Annotated in this window: 23 protein-coding genes and 1 other RNA gene; 12 read left to right on the forward strand and 12 right to left on the reverse strand. The window is 66.3% G+C overall.

The genetic code is table 11. From position 1 onward, the window contains the following. Positions 1-295 precede the first annotated feature (295 nt). The 4 genes from BLV15_RS01765 to BLV15_RS01780 form a co-directional block, all read right to left on the reverse strand. Positions 296-1,513: a 2-octaprenyl-3-methyl-6-methoxy-1,4-benzoquinol hydroxylase gene (locus BLV15_RS01765; protein ID WP_175534288.1), complete on the reverse strand. Its 1,218-nt coding sequence runs from the start codon at positions 1,511-1,513 to the stop codon at positions 296-298. A gap of 200 nt (positions 1,514-1,713) precedes the next feature. Further along, positions 1,714-2,898, reverse strand: coding sequence for a 2-octaprenyl-6-methoxyphenyl hydroxylase (gene ubiH, locus BLV15_RS01770; RefSeq protein ID WP_090224093.1), 1,185 nt, complete (start codon positions 2,896-2,898; stop codon positions 1,714-1,716). A gap of 2 nt (positions 2,899-2,900) precedes the next feature. After that, entirely contained in the window at positions 2,901-4,235 is a 1,335-nt protein-coding gene (gene pepP, locus BLV15_RS01775) for a Xaa-Pro aminopeptidase (protein ID WP_090224094.1), read from the reverse strand. 19 nt (positions 4,236-4,254) lie between these two features. Continuing rightward, on the reverse strand, positions 4,255-4,818 hold the full coding sequence (locus BLV15_RS01780; RefSeq protein WP_090224096.1) for a YecA/YgfB family protein: 564 nt from the start codon (positions 4,816-4,818) through the stop codon (positions 4,255-4,257). Between the two features lie 213 nt (positions 4,819-5,031). Between BLV15_RS01780 and BLV15_RS01785 the strand changes: the two genes are divergently transcribed. The 4 genes from BLV15_RS01785 (at position 5,032) to BLV15_RS01800 (ending at position 6,433) form a co-directional block, all read left to right on the forward strand. Continuing rightward, positions 5,032-5,238, forward strand: coding sequence for a TIGR02449 family protein (locus BLV15_RS01785; RefSeq protein WP_090224098.1), 207 nt, complete (start codon positions 5,032-5,034; stop codon positions 5,236-5,238). Next, positions 5,238-5,552 (forward strand): cell division protein ZapA, encoded by a 315-nt coding sequence (locus tag BLV15_RS01790; protein WP_090224100.1) that lies wholly within the window; start codon positions 5,238-5,240, stop codon positions 5,550-5,552. Before BLV15_RS01785 ends, BLV15_RS01790 begins: the two co-directional genes overlap by 1 nt. 33 nt (positions 5,553-5,585) lie before the next feature. Continuing rightward, positions 5,586-5,763, forward strand: a non-coding RNA gene (gene ssrS, locus BLV15_RS01795) — 6S RNA. Between the two features lie 61 nt (positions 5,764-5,824). After that, entirely contained in the window at positions 5,825-6,433 is a 609-nt protein-coding gene (locus BLV15_RS01800; protein WP_090224102.1) for a 5-formyltetrahydrofolate cyclo-ligase, read from the forward strand. Positions 6,434-6,452: 19 nt separating this feature from the next. On the opposite strand, the gene BLV15_RS22025 is transcribed toward BLV15_RS01800, so the two are convergent. Continuing rightward, the gene (locus BLV15_RS22025) at positions 6,453-6,590 is read right to left on the reverse strand and encodes a hypothetical protein (protein WP_175534268.1); all 138 of its coding nucleotides are present in this window, start codon (positions 6,588-6,590) and stop codon (positions 6,453-6,455) included. Between the two features lie 188 nt (positions 6,591-6,778). Here BLV15_RS22025 and BLV15_RS01805 point away from each other — a divergent pair, with 188 nt between their 5' ends. The 5 genes from BLV15_RS01805 to BLV15_RS01825 all read left to right on the forward strand — a co-directional run bounded on the left by BLV15_RS01805 (position 6,779) and on the right by BLV15_RS01825 (position 14,151). Beyond that, positions 6,779-7,228: an EVE domain-containing protein gene (locus BLV15_RS01805; RefSeq protein WP_090224104.1), complete on the forward strand. Its 450-nt coding sequence runs from the start codon at positions 6,779-6,781 to the stop codon at positions 7,226-7,228. A gap of 51 nt (positions 7,229-7,279) precedes the next feature. After that, positions 7,280-9,154 carry a sensor domain-containing diguanylate cyclase gene (locus tag BLV15_RS01810; RefSeq protein WP_090224106.1) on the forward strand — a complete coding sequence of 625 codons (1,875 nt, stop codon included), beginning with the start codon at positions 7,280-7,282 and terminating at the stop codon, positions 9,152-9,154. Positions 9,155-9,227: 73 nt separating this feature from the next. After that, entirely contained in the window at positions 9,228-10,298 is a 1,071-nt protein-coding gene (locus BLV15_RS01815) for an HlyD family secretion protein (protein ID WP_090224107.1), read from the forward strand. Continuing rightward, positions 10,295-13,024, forward strand: coding sequence for a ribosome-associated ATPase/putative transporter RbbA (rbbA, locus tag BLV15_RS01820; protein ID WP_245728119.1), 2,730 nt, complete (start codon positions 10,295-10,297; stop codon positions 13,022-13,024). Before BLV15_RS01815 ends, rbbA begins: the two co-directional genes overlap by 4 nt. 2 nt (positions 13,025-13,026) lie before the next feature. Next, on the forward strand, positions 13,027-14,151 hold the full coding sequence (locus BLV15_RS01825) for an ABC transporter permease (protein WP_090224111.1): 1,125 nt from the start codon (positions 13,027-13,029) through the stop codon (positions 14,149-14,151). A 9-nt stretch (positions 14,152-14,160) separates the two neighbouring features. Here the strand turns inward: BLV15_RS01825 and BLV15_RS01830 are convergent, their stop codons facing one another. Further along, a complete protein-coding gene (locus BLV15_RS01830; RefSeq protein ID WP_090224112.1) occupies positions 14,161-14,577 on the reverse strand; it encodes a flagellar basal body-associated protein FliL in 417 nt (138 codons plus the stop codon). A gap of 168 nt (positions 14,578-14,745) precedes the next feature. On the opposite strand from BLV15_RS01830, the gene BLV15_RS01835 reads away from it, so the two are divergent. Then, positions 14,746-15,723: an NADPH:quinone oxidoreductase family protein gene (locus BLV15_RS01835; protein ID WP_090224114.1), complete on the forward strand. Its 978-nt coding sequence runs from the start codon at positions 14,746-14,748 to the stop codon at positions 15,721-15,723. A gap of 88 nt (positions 15,724-15,811) precedes the next feature. Here the strand turns inward: BLV15_RS01835 and BLV15_RS01840 are convergent, their stop codons facing one another. From BLV15_RS01840 to trxA, 4 genes are all read right to left on the reverse strand, one after another. Continuing rightward, positions 15,812-16,777 carry a CDP-6-deoxy-delta-3,4-glucoseen reductase gene (locus tag BLV15_RS01840; protein WP_090224116.1) on the reverse strand — a complete coding sequence of 322 codons (966 nt, stop codon included), beginning with the start codon at positions 16,775-16,777 and terminating at the stop codon, positions 15,812-15,814. A gap of 39 nt (positions 16,778-16,816) precedes the next feature. Further along, complete coding sequence (gene ubiD / locus BLV15_RS01845) at positions 16,817-18,283, reverse strand: 4-hydroxy-3-polyprenylbenzoate decarboxylase (RefSeq protein ID WP_090224118.1); 1,467 nt, start codon at positions 18,281-18,283, stop codon at positions 16,817-16,819. A gap of 120 nt (positions 18,284-18,403) precedes the next feature. Further along, positions 18,404-19,663, reverse strand: a complete 1,260-nt coding sequence (gene rho / locus BLV15_RS01850) for a transcription termination factor Rho (RefSeq protein WP_090224120.1) — start codon at positions 19,661-19,663, stop codon at positions 18,404-18,406. A gap of 249 nt (positions 19,664-19,912) precedes the next feature. Continuing rightward, positions 19,913-20,239, reverse strand: a complete 327-nt coding sequence (gene trxA / locus BLV15_RS01855; protein ID WP_090224122.1) for a thioredoxin TrxA — start codon at positions 20,237-20,239, stop codon at positions 19,913-19,915. Between the two features lie 266 nt (positions 20,240-20,505). Here trxA and ppx point away from each other — a divergent pair, with 266 nt between their 5' ends. After that, positions 20,506-22,008 carry an exopolyphosphatase gene (ppx, locus tag BLV15_RS01860; protein WP_090224124.1) on the forward strand — a complete coding sequence of 501 codons (1,503 nt, stop codon included), beginning with the start codon at positions 20,506-20,508 and terminating at the stop codon, positions 22,006-22,008. Between the two features lie 6 nt (positions 22,009-22,014). Here the strand turns inward: ppx and BLV15_RS01865 are convergent, their stop codons facing one another. Then, complete coding sequence (locus BLV15_RS01865; protein WP_090224127.1) at positions 22,015-22,314, reverse strand: DUF2218 domain-containing protein; 300 nt, start codon at positions 22,312-22,314, stop codon at positions 22,015-22,017. Between the two features lie 131 nt (positions 22,315-22,445). Then, entirely contained in the window at positions 22,446-24,704 is a 2,259-nt protein-coding gene (locus BLV15_RS01870) for a TonB-dependent siderophore receptor (protein ID WP_483878427.1), read from the reverse strand. Between the two features lie 247 nt (positions 24,705-24,951). Here BLV15_RS01870 and BLV15_RS01875 point away from each other — a divergent pair, with 247 nt between their 5' ends. Then, positions 24,952-25,923, forward strand: coding sequence for a helix-turn-helix transcriptional regulator (locus BLV15_RS01875; RefSeq protein WP_090224131.1), 972 nt, complete (start codon positions 24,952-24,954; stop codon positions 25,921-25,923). Positions 25,924-25,933 lie beyond the last annotated feature (10 nt).

Raw genomic sequence — 25,933 nt, forward strand, 5'->3', positions numbered from 1 at the left:
GATCTGGCTGAAACCCGCGGTTGACGGGGCTTGCGCAGATCCACACAGGCCTGCCGGGGATGGTCGGCCGCATCGAATGGCGCGCATTGTAGCCGCAAGGTGGGGGGCGGTCATCCCGGGTTTCTGTCGCAGTTGATGTCCGCCCGCAGGGCCGCGGCCCGGCCTCGAGGCGGTCCGACGGGCGGGCGGATACGAAGGAAATCGTGGCGCGAAAAGACCGTCGCCAGGTTCTGACGGAGAGTGCGAAGAGCACTGGAAGAGGATCGCCGGACGCCAGGAAGCGCCCGGCACAACGTCAGAGGCGGGCCAGTTCGGGAAGATCGCCGGACAGTCCAAGCGCCTGGCGAACGAACAGCGATTTGGCTTCCGGCAGCTTGTCGACCAGGCGCAGGCCGGTGTTGCGCAGCCAGCGCAGCGGCAACAGGTTGCTCTGGAACAGCCGCTCGAAGCTCTCCATCGCCGCCATCATCGCCAGGTTGTTCGGCATCCGCCGACGCTCGAAGCGGCTCAGCACACGCTCGTCGGCCAGTGTTTCACCGCGCTGCAGCGCGTGCAGCAGCACTTCGGCGAGCACCGCGGCGTCGAGGAAACCCAGGTTCACGCCCTGCCCGGCCAACGGGTGGATCACGTGGGCAGCGTCGCCGATCAGCGCCAGGCCCTGTTGGATATAACGCTTGGCGTGGCGCTGGCGCAGCGGAATGCACAACCGCGGGTCCGCAGCCTGGACCTCGCCCAGACGATGCTCGAACGCATTGCCCAGTTCGGCACAGAACGCGCCGTCCTCCAGCGCCATCAGGCGGCTGGCTTCGGCGGGCGTGCAGGACCAGACGATCGAGCACCAGTGCTGGTCGCCGTCACGGTCCAGCGGCAGAAACGCCAGCGGGCCGTCATCGGTGAAACGCTGGCGCGCCGTGCGCAGGTGCGGTTTCTCGCTGCGCACGCTGGTGACGATCGCGTGGTGCAGGTAATCCCACTCGCGGGTGGCGCAGCCGGCCAGGCGGCGCACGGTGGAGTTGGCCCCGTCGGCGGCGATCAGCAACGGCGCGCTCAGCTCGCGGCCCTCGGTGAGGGTCAGCAGCCAGCCGTCGTCGTTGCGCTTGATCTGGTCGACGCGCGCGTTGGGCAGCAGGTCGACGCGGGTTCCCAGCAGACGCTCGAGCAGCGCCTCCTGCACCACGCGGTTCTCGACGATATGGCCGAGCGATTCGGCATGCACGCTGGCGGCGGAGAAATGGATGTTGCCGGTGCCGCTGCCGTCCCACACCTGCATGTCTTCATAGACGCTGGCGCGACGGGCGACGATGCCCTCCCAGGCGCCCAGGCGCTCGAGAATGCGCTGGCTGGCGACGGACAGCGCGCTGACCCGCGGCTCGAACGCGGCGCTACTGTCGAAGGGCTCGAGGCTCAACGGACCGCCATCGAGGAGGAGGATTTTCAGGCCGCTGTCCTTCAGTGCCAGGGCCAGCGCACTGCCGACCATGCCGGCACCCACGATGATCACATCCGCTTGCATCTGCATCGTATTCCTTAAGGCCGCCTCGCCTGGCGAAGCAGCCGAACCTGGGGTTTCGCCCGTTGGGCGTTACGGAACCAGCGCCGGAGCGCCGCCGAAGAAGCTGCGTTTTTACCAGTTCACGCCCCGGCGCGCCCGTTTCCGGGGAATCTTCGCGCGCTTATGCCGCAGCGCCAGAGCCTCTGGCGAACGCGGCGGAATCAGCTGACGCGAGTACCGAGCCCCATGGCCTGGCGGGCGAACCAGCGCTTGGCCGGCGGCAACAGGTCGAGACCAAGCAGCCCCAGATGACGCACGCTGGAGAGCGCCGGATCGGCCGCGGTGAACAGCCGGGTGACGCGGTCGGAGAAGCCGATGGTCATCTCCTGGTCGAGGCGCTGGCGCGCCAGGTAGCCCTGCAGGGTCGCCAGGTCGCCCAGCGGCGCTTCGCTGCGCAGCAGGGTTTCCGCCAGTTCCACGGTGTCGCGCAGCGACAGGTTGTAGCCCTGGCCGGCGATCGGGTGCATGCCGTGGGCGGCGTTGCCGAGCACCACCAGGTGCGAGCGCACCTGCTCCTGTGCCTCGATCAGCACCAGCGGGTAGAGGTGCCGCGCGCCGACCTGGCGAAACGCGCCGAGGCGGTAACCGAAGGTCCGCTGCAGCTCGCCGAGGAAGGCCTGGTCGTCCAGCGCCGCGAGGCGTGTGGCCTCCTCGGTCGGCCGCGTCCAGACCAGCGCGCAGCGGTTGTCGGCCAGCGGCAGCAGCGCCATCGGCCCGTCGGCGACGAAGCGCTCGAAGGCCAGCCCGCGATGCGCCTCGCTCGGGGTGACGTTGGCGATGAGCGCGGTCTGCCCGTACGGCGTCTTGTCGACCTGGATGCCGAGCCGCTCGCGCAGGCCCGAACGGCCGCCGTCGGCGAGGATCGCGAGGTCGCAATCGAGCGTCGTCTCATCGCCCAGGATCAGTCGGTAGCCGTCCTCGCGCGGCTGCATCTGCTCGACCACCGCCGGGCAGCGCCAGTTGATCACGTCGCTGTGCAGCGCTTCCCACAGGCACTGGCCGAGCCAGGCATTCTCCACCACGTAGCCCAGCGCCGGCACGCGCTCGGCGCTGGCGGAAAGACGGGTGGCGCCGAAGCGACCGCGCTCGGAGACATGGATGTCGAGGATCGGCTCGGCGCGCCGGGCGATGCTCTCCCACACGCCCAGGCGCTGATAGATCAGCCGCGTGCCGTAGGAAATCGCCGAGGAGCGCGCGTCGTAGCTGGGCTGGTAGCTGTCGCCGGGCGCGAACGGCTCGATCATCTCGATTTTCCAGCCACGCTGCCGGGCGCCGGCCTGCAGGCTCAGGGCAAGACTGGCGCCGACCAGGCCGCCACCGATGATCGCAATCTGGGTCCGTTGCATGCTCATGCCACCTCGCGCCGGCCCTGGGCCATCAGCGCCTCGATTTCGTCGATGCCTTTCGGCACCCCGCCGGTGAGGATTTCGCAGCCGGTGCGGGTCACCACGACGTCGTCCTCGATGCGAATGCCGATACCGCGCCACTTCTTCGCCACGCTGGCGTTGTCGGGCGCGATGTAGATGCCCGGCTCGACGGTCATCGACATGCCCGGCTCGAGCACGCGCCATTCGCCGCCGACCTTGTAGTCGCCGACGTCGTGCACGTCCATGCCCAGCCAGTGGCCGGCGCGGTGCATGTAGAAGGGCTTGTAGGCTTCGCTGGCGATCAGTTCGTCGAGCGTGCCCTTGAGCAGGCCGAGCTCGAGCAGGCCGGCGGTGATCACCCGCACGGTGGCCTCGTGGGCTTCGTTCCAGTGGCGGCCGGGACCGATGAACTTGAAGGCCTCGACGTTCGCCGCCAGGACGATTTCGTAGAGCGCCCTCTGTTCGGTGGAGAACACGCCGCTGACCGGGAAGGTGCGGGTGATGTCGCTGGCGTAGCAGTCGATCTCGCAGCCCGCGTCGATCAGCACCAGGTCGCCGTCTTTCAATGCGGCGTCGTTCTCGCGGTAATGCAGGATGCAGCCGTTGCGGCCGGCCGCGACGATGGAGCCGTAGGCCGGCATCTTCGCCCCGCCCTTGCGGAACTCGTAGTCCAGCTCGGCTTCCAGGTGATATTCGAAGAGCCCGGCGCGGCTCGCCTGCATGGCGCGGATGTGCGCGCGCGCCGAGATTTCCGCGGCCTCGCGCATCACCTTCACTTCGGCGGCGCTCTTGTACAGGCGCATGTCGTGCAGCAGGTGGTCGAGGGCGACGAATTCGTTCGGTGGCTGCGCACCCTGGCGCGCCTTGGAACGGATCACGTTGACCCACTCCATCAGGTGCTGGTCGAACTCCGGGTTGGTGCCGATCGCGTAGTAGACCCGCTCGCGACCTTCGATCAATCCGGGAAGGATGTCGTCGATGTCGCCGATGGGGAAGGCATCGTCGGCGCCGAAGTCGCGGATCGCGCCTTCCTGGCCGGCGCGCAGGCCGTCCCACAGTTCGCGCTCGGGGTTGCGCTCCCGGCAGAACAGCACGTACTCGCCGTGCTCGCGGCCGGGAATCAGGGCGATCACCGCTTCCGGCTCGGGAAAGCCCGAGAGGTACTGGAAGTCGCTGTCCTGGCGATAGACATGCTCGACATCGCGGTTGCGGATATACACCGGCGCGGCCGGCAGGATGGCAATGCTGTTGGGTTCCATCTGCGCCATCAGCGCTTTGCGGCGGCGGGCGTATTCCGACTTCGGGATGCTGGTCATGGCAGGACGCCTTAGCTTCTCAGTGCAGGGAGGGTTTGCTCGCAACGGGCGCCGCGGCGACCGGCTTGGCACATTCGGTAAACAATAGAAGGGGCGCGACGCGCAGGTATTCCATCACTTCCATGTAGTCGTTCTCGCCGTCTTCGGACTCTTCCAGCGCGCTTTGCACCTGGGCGATGGCGGCGAGGTCCTGCAGCACTTCCATGGCCTCGGCGGACAATGCGCCGTCACGGGCGGTCATGCCGAAACCGCCAAGGAAGCCCTGGCACCACTGGCCGAGGGCGACGGCACGCTCGCTCAGCGGCGCGTCGTCGCCCGGCAGCAGCAGGACCACGGCGATGTCGTCGCCGGTGAGTTCGCCCTTGACCATGTCCTGCAGGCCGATGAGCGCCTGGCGCACGTTGTCCTGCGGCTCGCCGCCGAGCAGTTCGGCGGCATCCTGCAGCCACGCTGCGTGATCGAAGTCTGCACCGGCGCAGCTGCGACCGAGCAGAAGGCCATGCAGTTCGGCCGGGGAAACGGGGTGGCCGCTGCTGGAAAGCAGCGCGGCGAAGGCGGTGTAAGGGGAGTTCGAAGAAGGCATGGGCGGCTAGGCGCGGAAGGGCGCAATCACTAGAATGAGGGCCAGGTATCCTAGCAGCCTGACGACCCGAAGGCAGCCCTGTCGCAGCACGTCGGCACCCGCCGTGGCCGTTTGCCGCGAGCCCTTCGCGCGACGGATCGGGCGATGCCGGCCCGGCGTCCTGCCGAGCGGCTGTTATAGTTCCGCCCATCAATCAGCCCAAGTAGGGAGCCCATGGAACACGCCGAACTGCAAGCGCTCGCGGGCAAGCTGGAGCTGTTGATCCAGCGCATAGAGCAGCTCAAGACGCAGAACCGACTCCTGCTGGCAAGCGAGCGTTCCTGGCGCGAAGAGCGCGCTCATCTGATCGAAAAGAACGAAATGGCCCGGCAGAAGGTCGAAGCGATGATTTCGCGCCTGAAAGCCCTGGAGCAGGACTAATGACCCAGCCAAATACCGTAAACGTGCAGATTCTCGACAAGGAGTACTGCATCTCCTGCCCGCAGGACGAGCGAGCCAACCTGGAGAGCGCCGCGCGCTACCTGGACGGCAAGATGCGCGAGATACGCACCAGCGGCAAAGTCATCGGCGCCGACCGCGTCGCCGTTATGGCCGCGCTCAACATCACCCACGACCTGCTGCACAAGCAGCAACGCCTCGATCTGCAGGCGGATTCCACCCGCGAGCAGGTGCGCGATCTGCTGGACCGGGTCGACGAGGCCCTTGCCACCGATCCGGATGAAGCCCGTAGCTGATTGCATGGCGGCCTATTGGGGTATACTCGCCACAGCTCCCTGGTGTGTGCGCCAGTTGGTCACGTCCCTCTCCCGATACGCAAAACCCTGGAGGCTGCACGTGGGGCCCGTGTGCATGTCCGCCTGACGGAAAGCCTTACGGTCTCCTGCAGTCGCCACCTTGAACTTTCGGGTTCAAGGGTCAAACCGACAGCGGCACCTCGGGGAGTCACCTTTTCAATCCGTGGACTCGGTCCGCGGATTCTTCGGTCATCCGCAGCGGCCCGTCCTTGATGATCGCCAGCGAATCCCTTTCCCGCGCCGAACTGCGTCGCCTGCTGCGACGGCGGCGTCGCTCCCTGAGTCGCCTCGAACAACGCCAGGCCGCCCGCGCGCTCTACCGCCGCCTGGCGCAGCACGCGCTGTTTCGGCGTGCCCGGCACATCGCGATGTACCTGCCCAATGACGGCGAAATAGATCCGCGCCTCCTGCTCGAGGAGGCACGCCGCCGCGGCAAGGCGACCTATCTACCGGTGCTTAATCCCTGGCCGCGCACGCGCATGGCGTTCCAGCGCGTACGCGCGGGCGAACGCTTGCGCGGCAACCGCTTCGGCATAGCCGAACCGACGCGCGTGCCGAAGCGGCAACGCAAGCCATGGGCACTGGACCTGATCCTGCTACCGCTGGTGGGCTTCGATGAAAACGGCGGAAGGCTGGGCATGGGCGGCGGGTTCTATGACCGCAGCCTGGCATTTCTGCAGCGCCGCAAGGGGATACACAAGCCGCGATTGATCGGCTTGGCGCATGACTGTCAGAAGGTGGATCGACTGGCCCAGGCCAGTTGGGATATCCCGCTGCAGGCATGCGTTACCGACAGCGGATGGTACGGCGCCACCGGATGATGCGTGGCGCGGAAGGCGATCAGCGTTGCTGCTGCGCCGAAACGCTCACCGGAATGTCACCGGGGCGTTCCCACTGACTCTGGGTGTAGCCGGTAGTCACCACACCCAGACCGAACAGAATGACCAGAACCCACAACAGATCAGGTTTACGTTTCATCTAATTGCCTCCCCCTTCCAGGCAAATGTTGCGCAATGTTCGCCGGCATTTTCTTTTCGGGCTCGCGGCCGTTGCGGGTCGAACGGGCGGCATTTTCCGCCAAGCCAGGAGTCCGTGCAATTGGCTAGATGACCGCACGTCAGACCAGAATCGGCCCCACCCCGACACCGAAAACAAGGAGCAAGTTCATGCCGCACTGGCTGATGAAGTCCGAACCCGACGAGCTGTCTATCCGCGACCTGCAGCGCCTGGGGCAGGCGCGCTGGGATGGCGTGCGCAATTATCAGGCACGCAATTATCTGCGCGCCATGAATGTGGGCGAACTGTTCCTTTTCCATCACTCCAGTTGCGCGGAACCGGGCATCGCCGGCATCGGCAGGATCGTCAGCGAACCCTATCCCGACCCCACGGCAGTGGACCCCGAGAGCCCCTACTTCGATGCCAGGGCGAGCCTGGAAAAGAACCCCTGGAGCGCGCGTGACGTGGCGTTCGTCGAAGCGTTTCCCGTGCTGCTGAGCCTGAAACGCCTGCGCGATGAGCCGGAGCTGGCGCGGATGCCGCTGCTGCAGAAGGGCAGCCGCCTGTCGGTGATGCCCATCGACGAGGACCACTGGCTGCGCGTGCTCGCGCTGCGTTGAGCGGCTGGCGGCACTGTGCTATGACAGCAGCCAATTACCCTGGAATCCCCGATGCCTCGTAAGCGTTTCGTCTGGTCCGCGCGCCTGTTACTGCTGTTACTGCTGATTCTGTTGTTCGGCGGCTGCGGGCTGCTGTGGCACAAGCTGCGCAGCATCCAGCAGGAACGCGTCGCCGAGCGCGTCGCCTATCACGCGCGGGCGCTGGCGCAGACGCTGGAGAGCAACATCGACGAGGAGGTGCAGAACCTCTCGCGCATCGCCCAGCTGTGGGATTTCCACGGGCGCATTCCACACGACGAGTGGACACTCAACGTCGAGTTCGCCCTGCGCCACTTCAAGGGCTATCAGTCGATCCAGTGGATGGGCGCCGACCTGCGCATCCACTGGTTGCTGCCCCTGGCCGGCAACGAGGCCGCGCGCGATTTCCAGCTCACGCCCGAGCACCCGAACTACCCGATCGCCATGCAGGCCAAGGCCAGCGGCCAGCCGCAGTTTTCCAACAGCTTCGCCCTGGTCCAGGGCGGCCGCGGCTTCGTCCTCTACGACCCTATCTACCTGCATGACAAACAGGGCGTAGCGCGCTTCGACGGCTTCGTGCAGGGGGTTTTCCGCGTCGAGGAGCTGATGGACGAGCTGCTCGCGGACAGCGCCGACGAGTTCAACGTGCGCCTGCTGGAGCGGCAGAATTCGATCTACACCCATACCACCCGCGAGGCGCGCGACGACCTCCAGCAGCAGGTTCCGCTGCACCTGCTGAACAACGATGCCTTTGCGCTGCAACTCAGCCCGACCCGTGAACTGGTCGCCAGCCTGGATAGCCCGTTGCCCGAGTTCGTCCTTGGCGCCGGCCTGGTGATCAGCCTGCTGCTGGTGGCGGCCCTCGCCCTGGCGATGGAAAACGACCGCCGCGCCCGTGCGCTGAAGGCGGGCAACCGTCGCCTGAACAAGGAAATGCGCCAGCGCGAGGAGATCGAAAAGGTGCTGATCGACAGCCGCGAGCGCCTGCAACTGGTGCTCGACCTGACCGACTCCAGCAGCGACGGCCTGTTCATCATCGACCCGAAGAATGGCGGTCTGCTGCACACCAACCGCGCCACCTACGACAGCCTCGGCTATGACGCGCAGAGCTTCGCCCGGCTGTTCAGCGAGGACCCGGAACGGATCCTGCCCGGCTATCACGCCTGGCTGGAGGAAGTCCGCCAGGCCCAGCGCGAGGATACCTCGCCGATCTTCCAGCGCGAGATGCGCCGTCGCGACGGCAGCGGCAGGGCCGCGGAAATCAGTGCCCAGCTGGTGGAGGTGAATGGCCACGAATACCTGATCGGCGTGTCCCGCGACAACAGCGAACGCCTGCAACTGGAAGCGCACCTGCAGCGGCTGTCGCAGCAGGACGGTCTGACCGGGCTCTACAACCGCCGTTTTTTCGACCAACGCCTGCAGGCGGAGTGGCGGCGCATGTGCCGCACTGCGCGGCCGCTGGCCCTGCTGTTGCTGGATATCGACCACTTCAAGGCCTACAACGACGCCCTCGGCCACCTCGCGGGCGACGATGCGTTGCGCCAGGTGGGTGGCCAGCTGCAACGCTGCCTGCAGCGCGAAGGCGACGTCGCCTGCCGCTACGGCGGCGAAGAGTTCGCGCTGATCCTGATGGACACCGACGAGGCCGGCGCCGAGCACGTCGCCGCGCGACTGCAGCGGCTGATCGCCGAACTGCGCATCCCTCACCCCGACAGCCCGCTGGGCCGGGTGACCGTCAGCATCGGTCTGTCCACCTCGCGCGACGTGCCCGACAATCGCGCGGAAACCCTGGTGGCTCAGGCGGACGGCGCGCTCTATCGGGCCAAGCGCGCAGGGCGCAACCGGAGCATGCGCTGGGACGCGCTTGATCCGAATCAGTGCGACCAACTGCCGCCCGTCTCAAGCTGAACCTGTAAAGGCATCGGCTCGTCGTCTATCCTGACGGGCCGATGTCCCCCTCCGCAGCAGAAGGCAGCTCCCGATGACACTCAAGGGAAAATGGACGATCCGCGCCGGCATTCTCGCCGGGCTCCTGATCCTCGCCGCGCTGGCCTGGTTCGAATGGCGTCCCAGTGGCCTGGAAGACGGCATCGCCAGCGGCAACGGGCGCATCGAGGCCACCGAGATCGACGTCGCCAGCAAGCTCGGCGGGCGCATCGCCTCGATCGGGGTGGACGAAGGCGACTTCGTCGAGGCCGGCCAGACCGTGGCGAAAATGGACACCCAGGTGCTCGAGGCGCAACTCGCACAAGCCCGCGCCCAGGTGCGCCAGGCGGAAAATGCCACGCGCACCGCGCAGGCCCAGGTCAGCCTGCGCGAAAGCGAGAAGACCACCGCCGAAGCCGTGGTGCGCCAGCGTCAGGCCGAACTCTCCGCCAGCGACAAGCGCTACACGCGCACCGCGGCCATGGTGCAGCGCAACGCCATGCCCCGGCAGCAACTCGATGACGACCTGGCGCACCTGCAAAGCGCCCAGGCGGCGCTGGCGGCGGCGCGCTCGCAGGTGGCCTCGGCGGATGCCGGCATCGCCGCCGCACGCTCGCAGGTGATCGAGGCGCAGTCCGCGGTGGAGGCCGCGAATGCCAGCGTCGACCGCCTGCTCGCCGATATCGACGACAGCCAGTTGAAGGCGCCGCGCAGCGGTCGCGTGCAGTACCGCATCGCCCAGCCCGCCGAAGTGCTCGCTGCCGGCGGCAAGGTGCTCAACCTGGTCGACCTGGGTGATGTCTACATGACCTTCTTCCTGCCCTCTGCGCAGGCCGGCCGCGTCGCCCTCGGCTCGGACGTGCGCCTGGTGATCGACGCGATCCCGCAGTACGTGATTCCGGCCAAGGTGTCCTACGTCGCCAGCGTCGCCCAGTTCACCCCGAAAACCGTGGAAACCGCCAGCGAGCGCGAGAAGCTGATGTTCCGGGTCAAGGCGCGCATCGATCCGGCGCTGCTGCAGCAACACCTCGCCCAGGTGAAGACGGGCGTGCCGGGCATGGCCTACCTGCGCCTCGACCCGCAGGTTGAATGGCCCGAAAGGCTGCAGACCAAGGTTCCGCAGTGAACTCGCAGCCCGCGGTCGCCCGGCTGCACGGGGTCGACCTGCGTTACGGCGAGACCTACGCCGTGCGCGGTGTCGATCAGGACATCCCGGCGGACCGGATGGTCGGCCTGATCGGCCCTGACGGGGTGGGGAAATCCAGCCTGCTGGCGCTGATCGCCGGGGCGCGGAAGATCCAGCAGGGCCGCATCGAAGTGCTCGGTGGCGACATGGCCGATGCCGCGCACCGCCGCGCAGTCTGCCCGCGCATCGCCTATATGCCGCAGGGGCTGGGCAAGAACCTCTACCCGACGCTGTCGGTGTTCGAGAACGTCGACTTCTTCGGCCGACTGTTCGGCCAGGATGCCGCCGAGCGCCAGCGGCGCATCGCCGACCTGCTCGCCAGCACCGGACTGTCGCCTTTCGCCGATCGCCCGGCCGGCAAGCTGTCCGGCGGCATGAAGCAGAAGCTCGGGCTGTGCTGCGCGCTGATCCACGATCCGGATTTGCTGATCCTCGACGAGCCCACCACCGGCGTCGATCCGCTCTCGCGTAACCAGTTCTGGGAGCTGATCGCACGCCTGCGCAGCGAACGCCGCGGCATGAGCGTGCTGGTCGCCACCGCCTACATGGAAGAGGCCGAACGCTTCGACTGGCTGATGGCGATGGACGACGGGCGCATCCTCGCCACCGGCACGCCGCAGGAACTGCGCGATGCCACCGGCTGCAGCAGCCTGGAGGAAACTTTCATCGCCTTGCAGCCGGAGGAGAAACGCCGCGATCACCGGCAACTGGTGATTCCGCCGCGCCCCCAGGACGAAGCCGGACAGATCGCCATCGAGGCGCGCGAGCTGACCTGCCGCTTCGGCGACTTCGTCGCGGTCGACCATGTGAATTTCCGCATCGAGCGCGGCGAGATCTTCGGCTTCCTCGGCTCCAACGGCTGCGGCAAGTCGACCACCATGAAGATGCTCACCGGCCTGCTGCCGGCCAGCGAGGGCGAGGCCTTCCTGTTCGGCCAGAAGGTCGACCCGCAAGACATGAACACCCGCCGCCGGGTCGGCTACATGTCCCAGGGTTTCTCGCTGTACGCCGAACTCAGCGTGCGCCAGAACCTGGTGCTGCACGCCCAGCTGTTCCATGTGCCGCGCGAGCAGATCGACGCACGGGTCGCCGAGATGGCTGGCCGCTTCGACCTGCTCGGCTCACTGGACGCCCTGCCCGACGCCCTGCCGCTGGGCATGCGTCAGCGTCTTTCGCTGGCGGTGGCGGTGATCCACAAGCCGGAAATCCTGATCCTCGACGAGCCGACCTCCGGGGTCGACCCGATCGCCCGCGACGGTTTCTGGGAGCTGATGATCGACCTGTCGCGCAACGATGGCGTGACCATCTTCATCTCCACCCACTTCATGAACGAAGCGCTGCGCTGCGACCGCATCTCGCTGATGCACGCGGGCAAAGTGCTCGACAGCGACACCCCGCAGGCGCTGATCGCCAAGCGGGGTCTGCCGACCCTGGAGGCGACCTTCATCGCCTACCTCGAGGAAGCCACCGGCGCCGCCAGCGCATCCGAGCCGGCAACGCCGGTCGGCGCGCCCGTGGCGCCGCAGGCGCAGCCACAACGGCGCTTCAGCCTGCGCCGGCTGCTCAGCTACTCGCTGCGCGAGAGCATGGAGCTGCGCCGCGATCCGATCCGTCGCACGCTGGCGCTGCTCGGCCCGCTGCTGCTGATGTTCATCATCGGCTATGGCATCAACCTGGACGTGGAGAACCTGACCTTCGCCGTGCTCGACCGAGACCAGACCACCACCAGCCAGGAGTACGTGCTCAACCTGACCGGCTCGCGCTACTTCACCGAGCGCCCGGCGATCACCGATTACGCCGACCTCGAGCGGCGCATGCGCGATGGCGAGATCAGCCTGGCGGTGGAAATCCCGGCGCATTTCGGCCGCGACCTCAAGCGCGGCGCCAGCCCGCAGATCGGCATGTGGATCGACGGTGCCATGCCGACCCGCGCCGACACCATCAACGGCTATGTGCAGGGCCTGCACAACGACTATCTGCGCGAGCTGGCGCGGCGCTCGCCGCAACCCGGCGCTGCGGCGCTGGCGGACCTCGAGGTGCGCTACCGCTACAACCCCGACGTGGAAAGCCTCAAGGCCATGGTGCCGGCGGTGATCCCGATGATGCTGATGCTGATCCCGGCGATGCTCACCGCACTCGGCGTGGTCCGCGAGAAGGAGCTCGGCTCGATCATCAACCTCTACGTCACCCCGGTCACGAAGCTGGAGTTCCTCCTCGGCAAGCAACTGCCCTACGTGGGCATCGGCCTGCTCAACTTCCTCTCCCTCGTCACCTTCGCGGTGCTGGTGTTCGACGTGCCGATCAAGGGCAGCCCGGCAGCCCTGGCAATCGGCGCGCTGCTCTACCTGTTCTGCTCGACCGGGCTCGGCCTGCTGATATCGACCTTCACCCGCAGCCAGATCGCCGCGGTGTTCGGCACCGCCATCGCCACCATGCTGCCGGCCATCCAGTTCTCCGGCCTGATCTACCCGGTGTCGGCACTCGAAGGTCTGGGCGCGCTGATCGGGCACCTCTATCCGACGTCGCACTTCGTGGTGATCAGCCGCGGGGCCTTCTCCAAGGCGCTGGGCGTCGCCGACCTGGCCGCCTATTTCATGCCGCTGCTGCTGACCGTTCCCCTGCTGACGCTGCTCAGCACGACACTGTTGAAGAAGCAGGAGGCCTGACCATGGAGCGCCTGGCCAACATCCTCCACCTGGGGCTCAAGGAGTTCCGCAGCCTGGGCCGCGACTACGCGCTGCTGGCGCTGATCGTCTGGTCGTTCAGCGTTGGCGTCTACTCGTCCGCCACCAGCATGCCGGAGAGCCTGCACAATGCCGCGATCGCGGTGGTCGACGAGGACCGCTCGCAGCTGTCCACACGGATCGTCCACAGCTTCCAGCCGCCCTACTTTCTCAGCCCGGCGTTGATCGACCTGAACCGCATGGACCATGGCATGGACGCCGGGCTCTACACCTTCACCCTGAACGTGCCGCCGAACTTCCAGAGCGATGTGCTCGCCGGCCGCCAGCCGGCGCTGCAACTGAACGTAGACGCCACCCAGATCAGCCAGGCGTTCACCGGCGCCGGCTACATCCAGAACATCGTCAGCAGCGAGATCGGCGAATTCATCGGCCGCTACCGCGCCCTCGCCGCCCAACACGCCGAGCTGAACGTGCGCATGCAGTTCAACCCGAACCTGACGCGCACCTGGTTCGGCTCGGTGATGGAAGTGATCAACCAGATCACCATGCTCTCGATCATTCTCACTGGCGCGGCGCTGATCCGCGAACGCGAGCACGGCACCATCGAGCACCTGCTGGTGATGCCGGTGACACCGTTCGAGATCATGCTGGCCAAGGTCTGGTCGATGGGCGCGGTGGTACTCGGCGCTGCGGCGCTGTCGCTGCTGCTGGTGGTCCAGGGCTGGCTGCAGGTGCCGATCGCCGGCTCGGTGGGGTTGTTCCTCGCAGGCGCCGCACTGCACCTGTTCGCCACCACCTCGATGGGCATCTTCTTCGGCACTCTGGCGCGCTCGATGCCGCAACTCGGCCTGCTGATCATCCTGGTGCTGATGCCGCTGCAGATACTCTCCGGCGGGACCACGCCGCGCGAGAGCATGCCGGAGGTGATCCAGCGGATCATGCTGCTGGCACCGACGACCCACTTCGTCGCCCTGGCCCAGGCGATTCTCTACCGCGGTGCGGGGTTGTCGATCATCTGGCCGCAGTTGCTGGCGATCATCGGCATCGGCAGCCTGTTCTTCTTCGCCGCGCTGAGCCGCTTCCGCAAGACGCTGGCGCAGATGGCCTGAAACGCCGGGCTAGGGCTGGACGACCAGGTTGTTGAACAGCAGGTCGTCCACCAGCGGCGCGCCTTCCTCCTGCTGGAGCACGTCCTGGACCTGCTTGAGCGCCTCCTGGCGCAGCTTTTCCTTGCCGTCCGGGCTGCCCAGGCTCTCGTCGGTCTGCTGCGAGAAGATCATCACCAGCTGATTGCGGATCAAGGGCTCGTGGTGCTCGACCTTGGCCTTGGCGTCGGCGCTCTTCACCTGCAGCGCGATGTCCGCCTTGTAGTACTTCAGCTTCGGCCCGGACCCGTAGTTGCCGACCAGCGCGGGGGTGAGGCCGATGTAGGCCGTCGTCGGCGCGGCCGCCTCGCCTTCCTTGGGTTCGGCTTCCTCGTTGGCGTGCGCCAGCGGCAGGGACAGGGCGAGCAGTAACGCGATGCAGGTTTTCAAAGCCGATTCTCCAGAGGTCTGCGCCTAGCATAGCCAGTGTGCGTGCCGCGCCCAAGCCCGCCGGCGATCACGGCTTATGCCCGGCCATCAGGCAGGGGCATGCTGATTGACCGGGCAGGCCTCGCCCCTACACTGCCAGGCCAACAATCAGAACGAAGGAAGCCCCCGATGAAAGCCGTGCTCTGCAAAGCCTTCGGCCCCGCCGACAGCCTGGTCCTCGAAGACATCGCCAGCCCGCAGCCCAAGGGCAACGAAGTGCTCCTCGACGTGCACGCCGCCGGGGTCAACTTCCCCGACACCCTGATCATCGAGGGCAAGTACCAGTTCAAGCCGCCCTTCCCGTTCTCGCCGGGCGGCGAAGCGGCCGGGGTGGTCGCGGCAGTGGGCGAAAAGGTCGGCCACCTGAAGGTCGGCGACCGGGTCATGGCGCTGACCGGCTGGGGCAGCTTCGCCGAACAGGTCGCGGTGCCCGGCTATAACGTGATGCCGATCCCCGAGGGCATGGACTTCGCCAGTGCGGCGGCCTTCGGCATGACCTACGGCACCTCGATGCACGCCCTCAAGCAACGCGGTAACCTGCAGCCGGGCGAGACCCTGCTGGTGCTCGGTGCCTCCGGCGGCGTCGGCCTGGCCGCGGTGGAAATCGGCAAGGCGCTGGGCGCGCGGGTGATCGCCGCGGCGAGCAGCGCGGAAAAGCTGGCGGTGGCGAAGAACGCCGGCGCCGACGAGCTGATCAACTACAGCGAAGGCAGCCTCAAGGACCAGTTGAAGACGCTGACCGGCGGCAAGGGCGTCGACGTGATCTACGACCCGGTCGGCGGCGAGCTGTTCGAGGAAGCCTTCCGCTTCATCGCCTGGAATGGCCGCATGCTGGTGGTCGGCTTCGCCAGCGGGACCATCCCCGCCCTGCCGGCCAACCTCACGCTGCTCAAGGGCGCGTCGCTGGTGGGGGTGTTCTGGGGCTCGTTCGCCCAGCGCCAGCCGCAGGACAACGCCGCCAACTTCCAGCAGCTGTTCCACTGGTTCGCCGAAGGCAAGATCAAGCCATTGGTATCGCAGACCTTCCCGCTGAACCAGGCCGGCGCCGCCATCGATACGCTCGGCCAGCGCCGGGCCGTGGGCAAGATCGTGGTGCAGGTGCGCTGATCCTTAGCCGCTCACGAAAAAGGCCGCCCTCGGGCGGCCTTTTGCAGGCTTCCTCACCTCTTTCGTGGATGCGCGCGCGGGCTCGACCTCAGCGGGGCGCGTAGGCGAACACGTCGGCGCGCATCTGATGCGCATCCATGCCCGCCTCCACCAGCGCGTCGAGGGTCGCATAGACCATCGCCGGCGAGCCGCTGGCGTAGACATGCAGCGCGCCGAGGTCGGCGAAATCCTCGCGGATCGCCTCGTGCAGCAGGCCGCAGCGGCCTTCCCAGCCACACAGGTCGCTGACCACCTGGTGCAGGAACAGGTTGTCCACCGTCTGCCATTCCTGCCAGTGCGGCACGTGGTAGAAATCGTCGGGCTGGCGCGCGCCCCAGTACAGATGCACCGGATGGGCGAACCCCTGGCTGCGGCAGTATTCGATCAGGCTGTGCATCTGCGCCATGCCGGTGCCGGCGGCGATCAGCACCAGCGGGCCGTCGGGCAACTCGGCGAGGTGCGCATCGCCGAACGGCAGGCGCACACGGGCGAAACCCTGGCGCTGGACGAACGCCAGCAGGTTGCGCGCGGAGTCCTCCCGCGCCAGCACATGCAGCTCCAGCTCGCGGCCCGAATGCGGCGAGGACGCCAGGGAGAACGCCGCCCACTCGCCATCCTCGCGCAGCACCTGCAGGTACTGCCCGGCGTGGTAGCGCGGCGGCTTGCCGGCCGGCGCCCGCAGGCGCACGCGGAACACGTCGCCGCCGGCGTCGATGCACTCGATCAGTTGGCAGCTCAGCTCATGCACCGGCAATTCGCCAGGGGCGAGCACCCCGTCCCACTGCAGCACGCAGTCCTCCATCGGCTCGGCGAGGCAGGTGAACAGCTCGCCTTGGTCCAGCACCTCACCGCCCTGGCGTACCCGACCCTCCACCAGCAGCGCGGCGCAGACATGGCAGTTACCGTTGCGGCAGCTCTGCGGGCAGTCGTAGCCGAGCCGGCGCGCCGCATCGAGGATGCGCTCGCCGGGAAGCGTGTCGAGTACCGCTCCGGACGGCTGCAAGGTCACTTTCATCGGTGGGTTCTGCTCGGTGTTCAAGGCAAGACGGACTATTCAGTCGATTCCCAGGGAAGTCCAGAGTTCGTCGACGCGGCGGCTGACCGCTTCGTCCTTGACGATCGCCCGGCCCCACTCGCGGCTGGTTTCGCCCGGCCACTTGTGGGTGGCATCGAGGCCCATCTTCGAGCCGAGCCCGGAGACCGGCGAGGCGAAATCGAGGTAGTCGATCGGCGTGTTGTCGACCAGCACCGTGTCGCGCTTGGGGTCCATCCGCGTGGTGATTGCCCAGATCACGTCCTTCCAGTCGCGCGCATCGATGTCGTCGTCGGTGACGATGACGAACTTGGTGTACATGAACTGGCGCAGGAACGACCAGACGCCGAGCATCACGCGCTTGGCGTGGCCGGGATACTGCTTCTTGATCGTCACCACCGCCATCCGGTACGAGCAGCCTTCGGGCGGCAGGTAGAAGTCGGTGATCTCCGGGAACTGCTTCTGCAGGATCGGCACGAACACTTCGTTCAGCGCCACGCCGAGAATCGCCGGCTCGTCCGGCGGCCGGCCGGTATAGGTGCTGTGGTAGATCGGTTTCTGCCGGCGGGTGATGCGCTCGACGGTGAACACCGGGAAGCGGTCGACCTCGTTGTAGTAGCCGGTGTGGTCGCCGTAAGGGCCTTCGTCGGCCATCTCGCCGGGATGGATCACGCCCTCGAGGACGATCTCGGCGCTGGCCGGCACCTGCAGGTCGCTACCGCGGCATTTCACCAGTTCGGTCTTGTGCCCGCGCAGCAGGCCGGCGAAGGCATATTCGGAGAGGCTGTCCGGCACCGGCGTCACCGCGCCGAGGATGGTCGCCGGGTCCGCGCCCAGGGCCACCGCCACCGGATAGGGTTTGCCGGGAAACTTCTCGCACCACTCGCGGAAATCCAGCGCGCCACCGCGATGGCTGAGCCAGCGCATGATCAGCTTGTTGCGGCCGATGACCTGCTGGCGATAGATGCCGAGGTTCTGCCGCTCCTTGTTCGGCCCTTTGGTGACGGTCAGCCCCCAGGTGATCAGCGGGCCGATATCGCCTGGCCAGCAGGTCTGCACCGGCAGCTTGGCCAGGTCGACGTCATCACCCTCCTCGACCACTTCCTGGCACGGCGCGTCCTTCAACACCTTGGGCGCCATGCTCAGCACCTTCTTGAAGATCGGCAGCTTGGACCAGGCGTCCTTCAGGCCCTTCGGCGGCTCCGGCTCCTTGAGGAAGGCCAGCAGCTTGCCGATCTCGCGCAGCTCTCCCACGTCTTCGGCGCCCATGCCCAGGGCCACGCGTTTGGGCGTGCCGAACAGGTTGCCGAGCACCGGCATGTCGAAGCCGGTAGGGTTCTCGAACAGCAGCGCCGGCCCCTCGCGCCGCAGGGTGCGGTCGCAGATTTCGGTCATTTCGAGAACCGGGGAAACCGGCACCTGGATGCGCTTGAGTTCGCCGCGCTGTTCCAGGCCGCTGATAAAGTCGCGTAGGTCGCGATACTGCATGGGTGAGCCTCGCTGGAGCGTGCAGGCGGGGGCGCCGAGTTTAGCGCCAACCGCCGGACGCATGAACCTGCAGATGCGCGAAAGCCGGGTTTCCCCGGCTTTCGTCGACCTGCCGAATCCTTACTTGCGCTTCATCGACAAGAAGAATTCATCGTTGGTCTTGGTGTCCTTCAGCTTGTCGAGAAGGAACTCGATGGCGGCGATTTCGTCCATCGGGTGCAGCAGCTTGCGCAGGATCCACATCCGCTGCAGTTCGTCCTCGGCGGTCAGCAACTCTTCGCGGCGGGTGCCGGAGCGGTTGATGTTGATCGCCGGGAACACGCGCTTTTCCGCGATGCGACGGTCCAGGGGCAGCTCCATGTTGCCGGTGCCCTTGAATTCTTCGTAGATCACTTCGTCCATCTTCGAGCCGGTCTCGACCAGCGCGGTGGCGATGATGGTCAGCGAACCGCCTTCCTCGATGTTCCGCGCGGCGCCGAAGAACCGCTTCGGTTTCTCCAGGGCGTGGGCATCGACACCACCGGTGAGGACCTTGCCGGAGCTCGGGATCACGGTGTTGTAGGCACGCGCCAGACGGGTGATGGAGTCGAGGAGGATGACCACGTCCTTCTTGTGCTCGACCAGGCGCTTGGCCTTCTCGATCACCATTTCGGCGACCTGCACGTGGCGGGTCGGCGGCTCGTCGAAGGTGGAAGCGACCACTTCGCCGCGCACGGTGCGCTGCATCTCGGTCACTTCTTCCGGGCGCTCGTCGATCAGCAGAACGATCAGGTGGCACTCGGGGTTGTTGCGGGTGATGTTCGCCGCGATGTTCTGCAGCATGATCGTCTTGCCGGCCTTCGGCGGCGCCACGATCAGGCCGCGCTGGCCCTTGCCGATCGGTGCGCAGAGGTCGATCACGCGGCCGGTCAAGTCTTCGGTGGAGCCGTTGCCGGCTTCCATGACCAGGCGCTTGGTGGGGAACAGCGGGGTCAGGTTCTCGAAGAGAATCTTGTTCTTCGCGTTCTCCGGTCGATCGTAATTGATCGAGTCGACCTTGAGCAGCGCGAAGTAGCGTTCACCTTCTTTCGGCGGGCGGATCTTGCCGATGATGGTGTCGCCGGTACGCAGGTTGAAGCGGCGGATCTGGCTCGGCGAGACGTAGATGTCGTCCGGGCCGGCGAGATAGGAAGAGTCCGCGGAGCGCAAAAAGCCGAAACCGTCCTGGAGTATCTCCAACACGCCGTCACCGGAAATTTCCTCACCGCCTTTGGAGTGCTTCTTGAGCAGCGAGAAGATCACGTCCTGCTTGCGCGAACGGGCCATGTTCTCGATGCCCATCTGTTCGGCCATTTCCAGCAGTTCGGTAATCGGCTTTTGCTTGAGTTCGGTCAGATTCATAGGAATGACGTAGATACGAAGTATAGGAAGGAAGCATTTAGCTTGGGATGCCGACCGCGCCGGGGGGAGGCGAAGGAATCGCAGTACTGACTGGAGTAGGAGTGCGGCGATGGCGGCTTGCGAAGGGCTGCGTCAGAAAATGCAGCGAGCCGAATGTAACACCGGCTTTGTTCGAGCGTCTAGCTTTTGCGCAGAAAAAAGCCCCGTCGTTTGCGGGGCCTTTAATTCGCCGTCTGCAGCGCAGCGGCGTCAGATGTTGGCGTCGAGGAATGCCGCCAGTTGCGACTTGGACAGCGCACCAACCTTGGTCGCCTCGACGTTGCCGTTCTTGAACAGCATCAGGGTCGGGATGCCGCGCACGCCATACTTCGGCGGGGTGTCCTGGTTTTCGTCGATGTTCAGCTTGCAGATCTTCAGCTTGCCCTGGTAGGTCTGGGCGATCTCGTCGAGTACCGGCGCGATCATCTTGCACGGGCCACACCACTCGGCCCAATAGTCGACCAGAACCGGACCGTCGGCTTGCAGCACGTCTTGATCGAAGCTGGAATCGCTGACGTGGGTAATGAACTCGCTCATGGAAGTCTCCGTGGTCAGAATCGAAATTGGCGGCCATCATAGCCCGCTTGCCTACGGATCGAAAGCCGCGGGCGATTGAGCTTCGCTATCGCGGCCAAGGCAAATCCTATCGACGGCGGCGGCGCAACCTTTGCCCGCGCATGCCTGTCCCAACCGATGCCGACCTGATTCACCTGCGCGCCCTGATCGGCAGCGCCACGGGCGCCGAATTGGCGAAGTCGCCCTATCGTGGCAGGATGGCGCGGTTCTAACTCGAGACGCTAAGCATGCCGTCAGCTCCTGCCAAACATTTCCCTTTGATCGCCGCCATCGACCTGGGCTCGAACAGCTTCCACATGGTCCTGGCCAAGGCCGATCGCGGTGAAATCCGCATTCTCGAGCGCATCGGCGACAAGGTTCAGCTGGCCGCCGGGATCGACGAGAACCGCCAGCTCAGCGCCGAAGCCATGCAGCGCGGGCTCGATTGCCTGCGCCTGTTCGCACAGATGATCAATGGCCTGCCGCAGGGCGCGGTGCGCATCGTCGGCACCAACGCGCTGCGCGAAGCGCGCAACCGGGGCGACTTCATCCGCCAGGCCGAAGCCATTCTCGGGCATCCGGTGGACGTGATTTCCGGCCGCGAAGAAGCCCGCCTCATCTATCTGGGCGTGTCGCAGACCTCTCCCGACGTGCCGGGCAAACGGCTGGTCGTCGACATCGGCGGCGGCAGCACCGAATTCATCATCGGCCAGCGCTTCGAACCGCTCCTGCGAGAAAGCCTGCAGATGGGCTGCGTCAGCTTCACCCAGCGCTATTTCCGCGACGGCAAGATCACCTCGGCGCGTTACGCCCAGGCCTACACCGCGGCGCGCCTGGAACTGATGGGCATCGAGCATGCGCTGCGCCGCCTCGGCTGGCAGGAAGCGCTCGGCGCCTCCGGCACCATCCGCGCCGTCGGCCTGGCGATTCGCGGCGAGGGCAACGGCAACGGCGAGGTCAACCCGCAGGGCCTGAAACTGCTGAAGATCCGCCTGCTCAAGCTGGGAGACGTCGAGCGCATCGACCTCGACGGCGTGAAGCCCGACCGTCGGGCGATCTTCCCGGCGGGCGTGGCGATCCTCGAGGCGATCTACGACGCCCTCGAGCTCGACCAGATGCTGCACTCCGAGGGCGCGCTGCGCGAGGGCGTGCTCTACGACCTGATCGGCCGCCAGCACCACGAGGACGTTCGCGAGCGCACCCTCGGGTCGCTGATGGAGCGTTACCACGTCGACCTGGAACAGGCCGCGCGGGTGGAGGCCAAGGCCCTGTCGGCCTACGAGCAGGTCGCCGACGCCTGGGACCTGCGCGACGAAGCCTGGAAGGAACTGCTGACCTGGGCGGCGCGGGTCCACGAGATCGGCCTGGACATCGCCCACTACCATTACCACAAGCACGGCGCCTACCTGATCGAGCACTCCGACCTGGCCGGCTTCTCGCGCCAGGATCAGCAGATGCTGGCCCTGCTGGTGCGCGGCCACCGCCGCAACATCCCGCGCGACAAGTACGTGGAGTTCACCGCCGACTCCGACAAGCTGGTGCGACTGTGCATCCTGCTACGCTTCGCGATCCTCTTCCACCACATCCGCGGCACACAGGAAATGCCCAAGGTCCAGCTCAAGGCCGGACGGCGCAGCCTGGAAATGGTCTTCCCGGACGGCTGGCTTGAGAACAACCCGCTGACGCAGGCCGACTTCGCCCAGGAAGCCGAATGGCTGGCGCGGGTCGGTTATCAGCTCAAGGCACGCTGAGCCGGCTCACATCTCCGGGTTCGCCCCGTCCTGCCATTCGATCATCAGGCGTTCATCGCGCGAGAAGCGCAGCAGGTGGTCGGCGAGCACGAACTGCAGGCGCGCCAGCGCCTCGCCGGGCTCGGCCTGGCAGTCCAGCAGCAGCGCGTCCGCCTCGGCGCGCATGCGGCACAGGCCGAAGGGAAACGCTGCGTTCGCCTGGCGTTCGTCATAGTCCACGCTGACCTTGTGGCGGAAGTGCTTGCACAGCCGGGTCATGTTGCGCGAAGCCTCGGCGGTCGGCACCCGGGCATGGAAGTGGATCATCGCTTGCTCCTCGTCGATCGACCGCAGGCCTCGCCGCTCGTGCAGCGACGGCCCTCATCAGCGGTTCACGGATGGCCTGGCAGGACGAAGCACGGCGACCCTGCGGCGCCGCGCTTCGGGACTCACGCCCCTCAGAAGGACGTGCTGACGCTGGTGTAGAACGTCCGCCCAGGTTCGTTGTAGGTGTAGGCGCCGGCACCGAAGATCTGGTTCGGCGCGGTCCCGGTGGTTTGCGAGTTGCCCTCGCGGTAGAGGCGCTTGTCGAACAGGTTCGATACGCCTGCGGTGACGCTCAGCTTCTCGCTGAACGCATAGGTGCCGCTGAGCCCGGCGATGGCGTAGGGCGAGATTTCCCGAGCCTCGCTGCCCGAGACCGCAACGCCCTGGTAGTTGTACTTCTTCGGCTGCTGCTTGCCGTAGTACACGACGGTGGCCTGCAGCGAGAGCTGCTCGGTCGCCTGCCAGTCGAGCATGGAATTGAGGGTGTACTTCGGGATGATCGACAGGCGATCACCGGTGTCCTCGTTCTTCGACTGCAGCATGTAGGTGAAATTGTTGTTCCAGGTGACGGACTCGCTCAGCGGCAGGTTCAGCGTACCTTCGATGCCCTCGACCAGCGCCTTGTCGACATTGTCCCACTGGAACACCCGGCGGCCGGTGGAGGAATAGGCGACCGGGCTGGTACCCGCTTCGATCTTGTTGCGGTAATCGTTGCGGAAGTAGGTGACGCCGGCCGTGACGCCGCCCTCGTTGAACTCGACGCCCAGTTCCTTGTTGACGCTGGTTTCGGCCTCGAGGTTCTTGTTGCCGACCAGATAGCAGCCGGCGCTGGCGCCGCTTCCGGCACCGCCCCAGCAGCCCTGACCGGCGCTGTAGAGCAGGTACTCCGAGTTGGTCTGGTAGAGGTTGGGCGCCTTGTAGGCGCGCGCGATACCGGCCTTGAGGCTCCAGGCTTCGGTCAATGCGTGGGACAGGTTCAGCGCCGGGCTCCAGTTGCTGCCGGACTCGCTGTGGTGGTCGAAGCGCAGGCCCGGCGTCAGGGTCGTGCCCGGACGCAACTCGATGTTGTCGTCGAAGAACAGCGAAGCCAGGCGCGCCGACGTCTTGCTGCCGCGGTTGGTGGCATCGATTCCCGGAAGGGTGTTGTTGCCGAACTGCGGCAGCGAGAAGTTCAGCGAGTTCGAGCTGCTGTCATCCAGGCGCTGGTCCTGCCATTCCACGCCGATCGTCGCGACCTGCGGCATGGCGGTTTCCCACGGCAGGCTGACTTCGCTGTGGGCGGTGGTGGTCTTCAGCTCGGCGGTGCTCACGCCGACTGGGCCGAGGGCGCCGTTCGGGTTGAAGATTCCCTCGATACCACCGGCGAGCCCCTCGCCAAGGCGGCGGTTACGCGTGCGCTCGTACTGCAGGTAGCTCATCGTCGAGCCGAAATCGAACTCGCCTTCGTGCGTCAGCGCATAGCTCTGGCGATACAGGGTATTGGTTTCATGTCCCAGCATCTGCTGCACCAAGGCGTTGGTGTTGGTGTTCTGGGTGTCGCCGGTGTACAGGTTGCCCTGGCGGTTGAAGCCGGCCTCCAGCTTGAGCTTCTGCCCTTCGGCGAAACGCCAGTCCAGCTGTCCGTTCAGGTCGCGATTGCGCACCCCTTCGCGGCCGGCCGGCAGGCTGGCGGCGTTGGTCCCGGTGCGCGGCGATTGATGCCCGGCGTTGATGTCCGCATCGTCCATGTCGGTCTTCGCCACGTTGCCGTAGAACCGGTAGGAAAGGTTTTCGGTGAGCGGCCCGTCGAGGGAGAAGTTGATGCGCTTGCTGGCGCCTTCTTCCTTGTGGGAGGGAAAGCTCATGTATGCGGTCGCGTTGCCGTGCATTTCCTCGGTCGGCGCCTTGGTGATGATGTTCACCACGCCACCCGCCGCGCCCGAGCCGTAGCGCGCCGCCGCCGGGCCACGCAGCACCTCGATGCGCTCGATCTGTTCGGCCGGCACCCAGTTGGTATCGCCGCGACTGTCACGCTCGCCACGCCAGCCCATGCGCACCGAGTTGCGCGAACTCACCGGCTTGCCGTCCACCAGGATCAGGGTGTTCTCCGGGCCCATGCCGCGGATGTCGATCTGCCGGTTGTTGCCACGCTGGCCGCTGGTGGAGTTACCGGTCAGGTTGACGCCCGGCATTCGGCGGATGATTTCGGAAAGGTCGTTGGCCGGCGGCGACTTCCTGATGTCTTCGGCGGTGATCACCGAAACGCCCGGTGCCTGCTTGAGCTCTTCGGCGGCGGTGCCGAGGACCTTGCCTTCCTCCAGCTGGATGGCTGCGCTCGCGGCAGAGGTGTCGGTGTCCGAGTCAGCCGCGTGGGCCAGGCCGGTGCTGGCGGCCAGCAACGCGACGACCAGGCGGCGACGGATGAAGATGGGCGGTTTTGCGACTGTTGCCACGGTGAACTCCCCGAACGGGCGCGAAGACCGCACCCAATCAATCAAATGATAACGATTTGCATCAACTGATGTCGGGCGGTAGTCTTCCACAGCGCTACCCGCAAAAGGTTTGCGCAAACGAGCAAAAGGTTTGCGCCATCCACTCTCCTGCTCGCCGTCGTTTTCCCGGAGCCGGCCTGCCGCCGACTCGTCGCAAGGAGCCCCCATGTGCAGCCCCGAATCCTTCGTCGGCCGTTCCAATCTGCTGAATTCGGAAACCCGGCTGCGCTTCCTGCGCAACGAGTCGGCGGACGAGGAGCGCCTTTTCCAGGGCCAAGTGCGCTGGCACAACCTGCGTACCGGGTTGTCGCTGCATTGTTCCGACTGCCATGAACTGCAGGACTTCTGCACCGAGGTGGAAGTCCTGCCACGCCTGAGCTTTGCCCTCTTCCTCGAAGGGCACAGCGACGTGCGCTACGGCGACAAGGCGCTGCGCATCGGCAGCAGGCTCGGTGCGCCGCCGGAAGGCCTGGCGATCGCCCTCGCCGAACCCGCGCTGTTCAGCCGCGAGGCGAAGCGCGGCGCGCATGTCCGCAAGCTGGTGGTGAGCCTGGCGCCGGAGTGGTTCGAGTCCGGCGGGCTCGACGAGCACGCCGGCTACGCGCAGATCGTCGGCTTCAAGCGCAAGCACCTCGAGGTGCGCCACTGGCAGCCGTCGGCGCGGCTGCTGGCGCTGGCCGAACAGATGCTCTGCCCGCCGGGCTACAGCCCGATGCTGCAGAACCTCTACCTGGAAAGTCGCGCGCTGGAGATCGCCGGCGAGGCGCTGACCACGATCACCCACGAGGCGACGCTGCCGGTCGGCAGCCTGCGTCCGCACGAACACCGCCGGTTGTTGCGGGTTGTGGAGCTGCTCGACAGCGGCGCCGCCGATGGCTGGTCGCTGGAACGGATCGCGCGGGAAGCCGGCGTCAATACCAGCACCTTGCAGCGCCAGTTCCGCCTGCACAAAGGGACCACCGTCTTCGAGTACCAGCGCGTGCGCAAGCTGCTGGAGGCCCGCGAAGCACTGGAAAGGCAAGGCGCCAACGTGGCCCAGGCGGCCTGGATCGCCGGCTACAACAGCGCGACGAACTTCGCCACGGCGTTCAAGCGTCAGTTCGGGCTGACGCCGAAGCAGGTTCGCGGGCGCATCTGAGGGGATTCGC

The sequence above is a fragment of the Pseudomonas kuykendallii genome, assembly GCF_900106975.1.
GTDB lineage: Bacteria > Pseudomonadota > Gammaproteobacteria > Pseudomonadales > Pseudomonadaceae > Pseudomonas_O > Pseudomonas_O kuykendallii.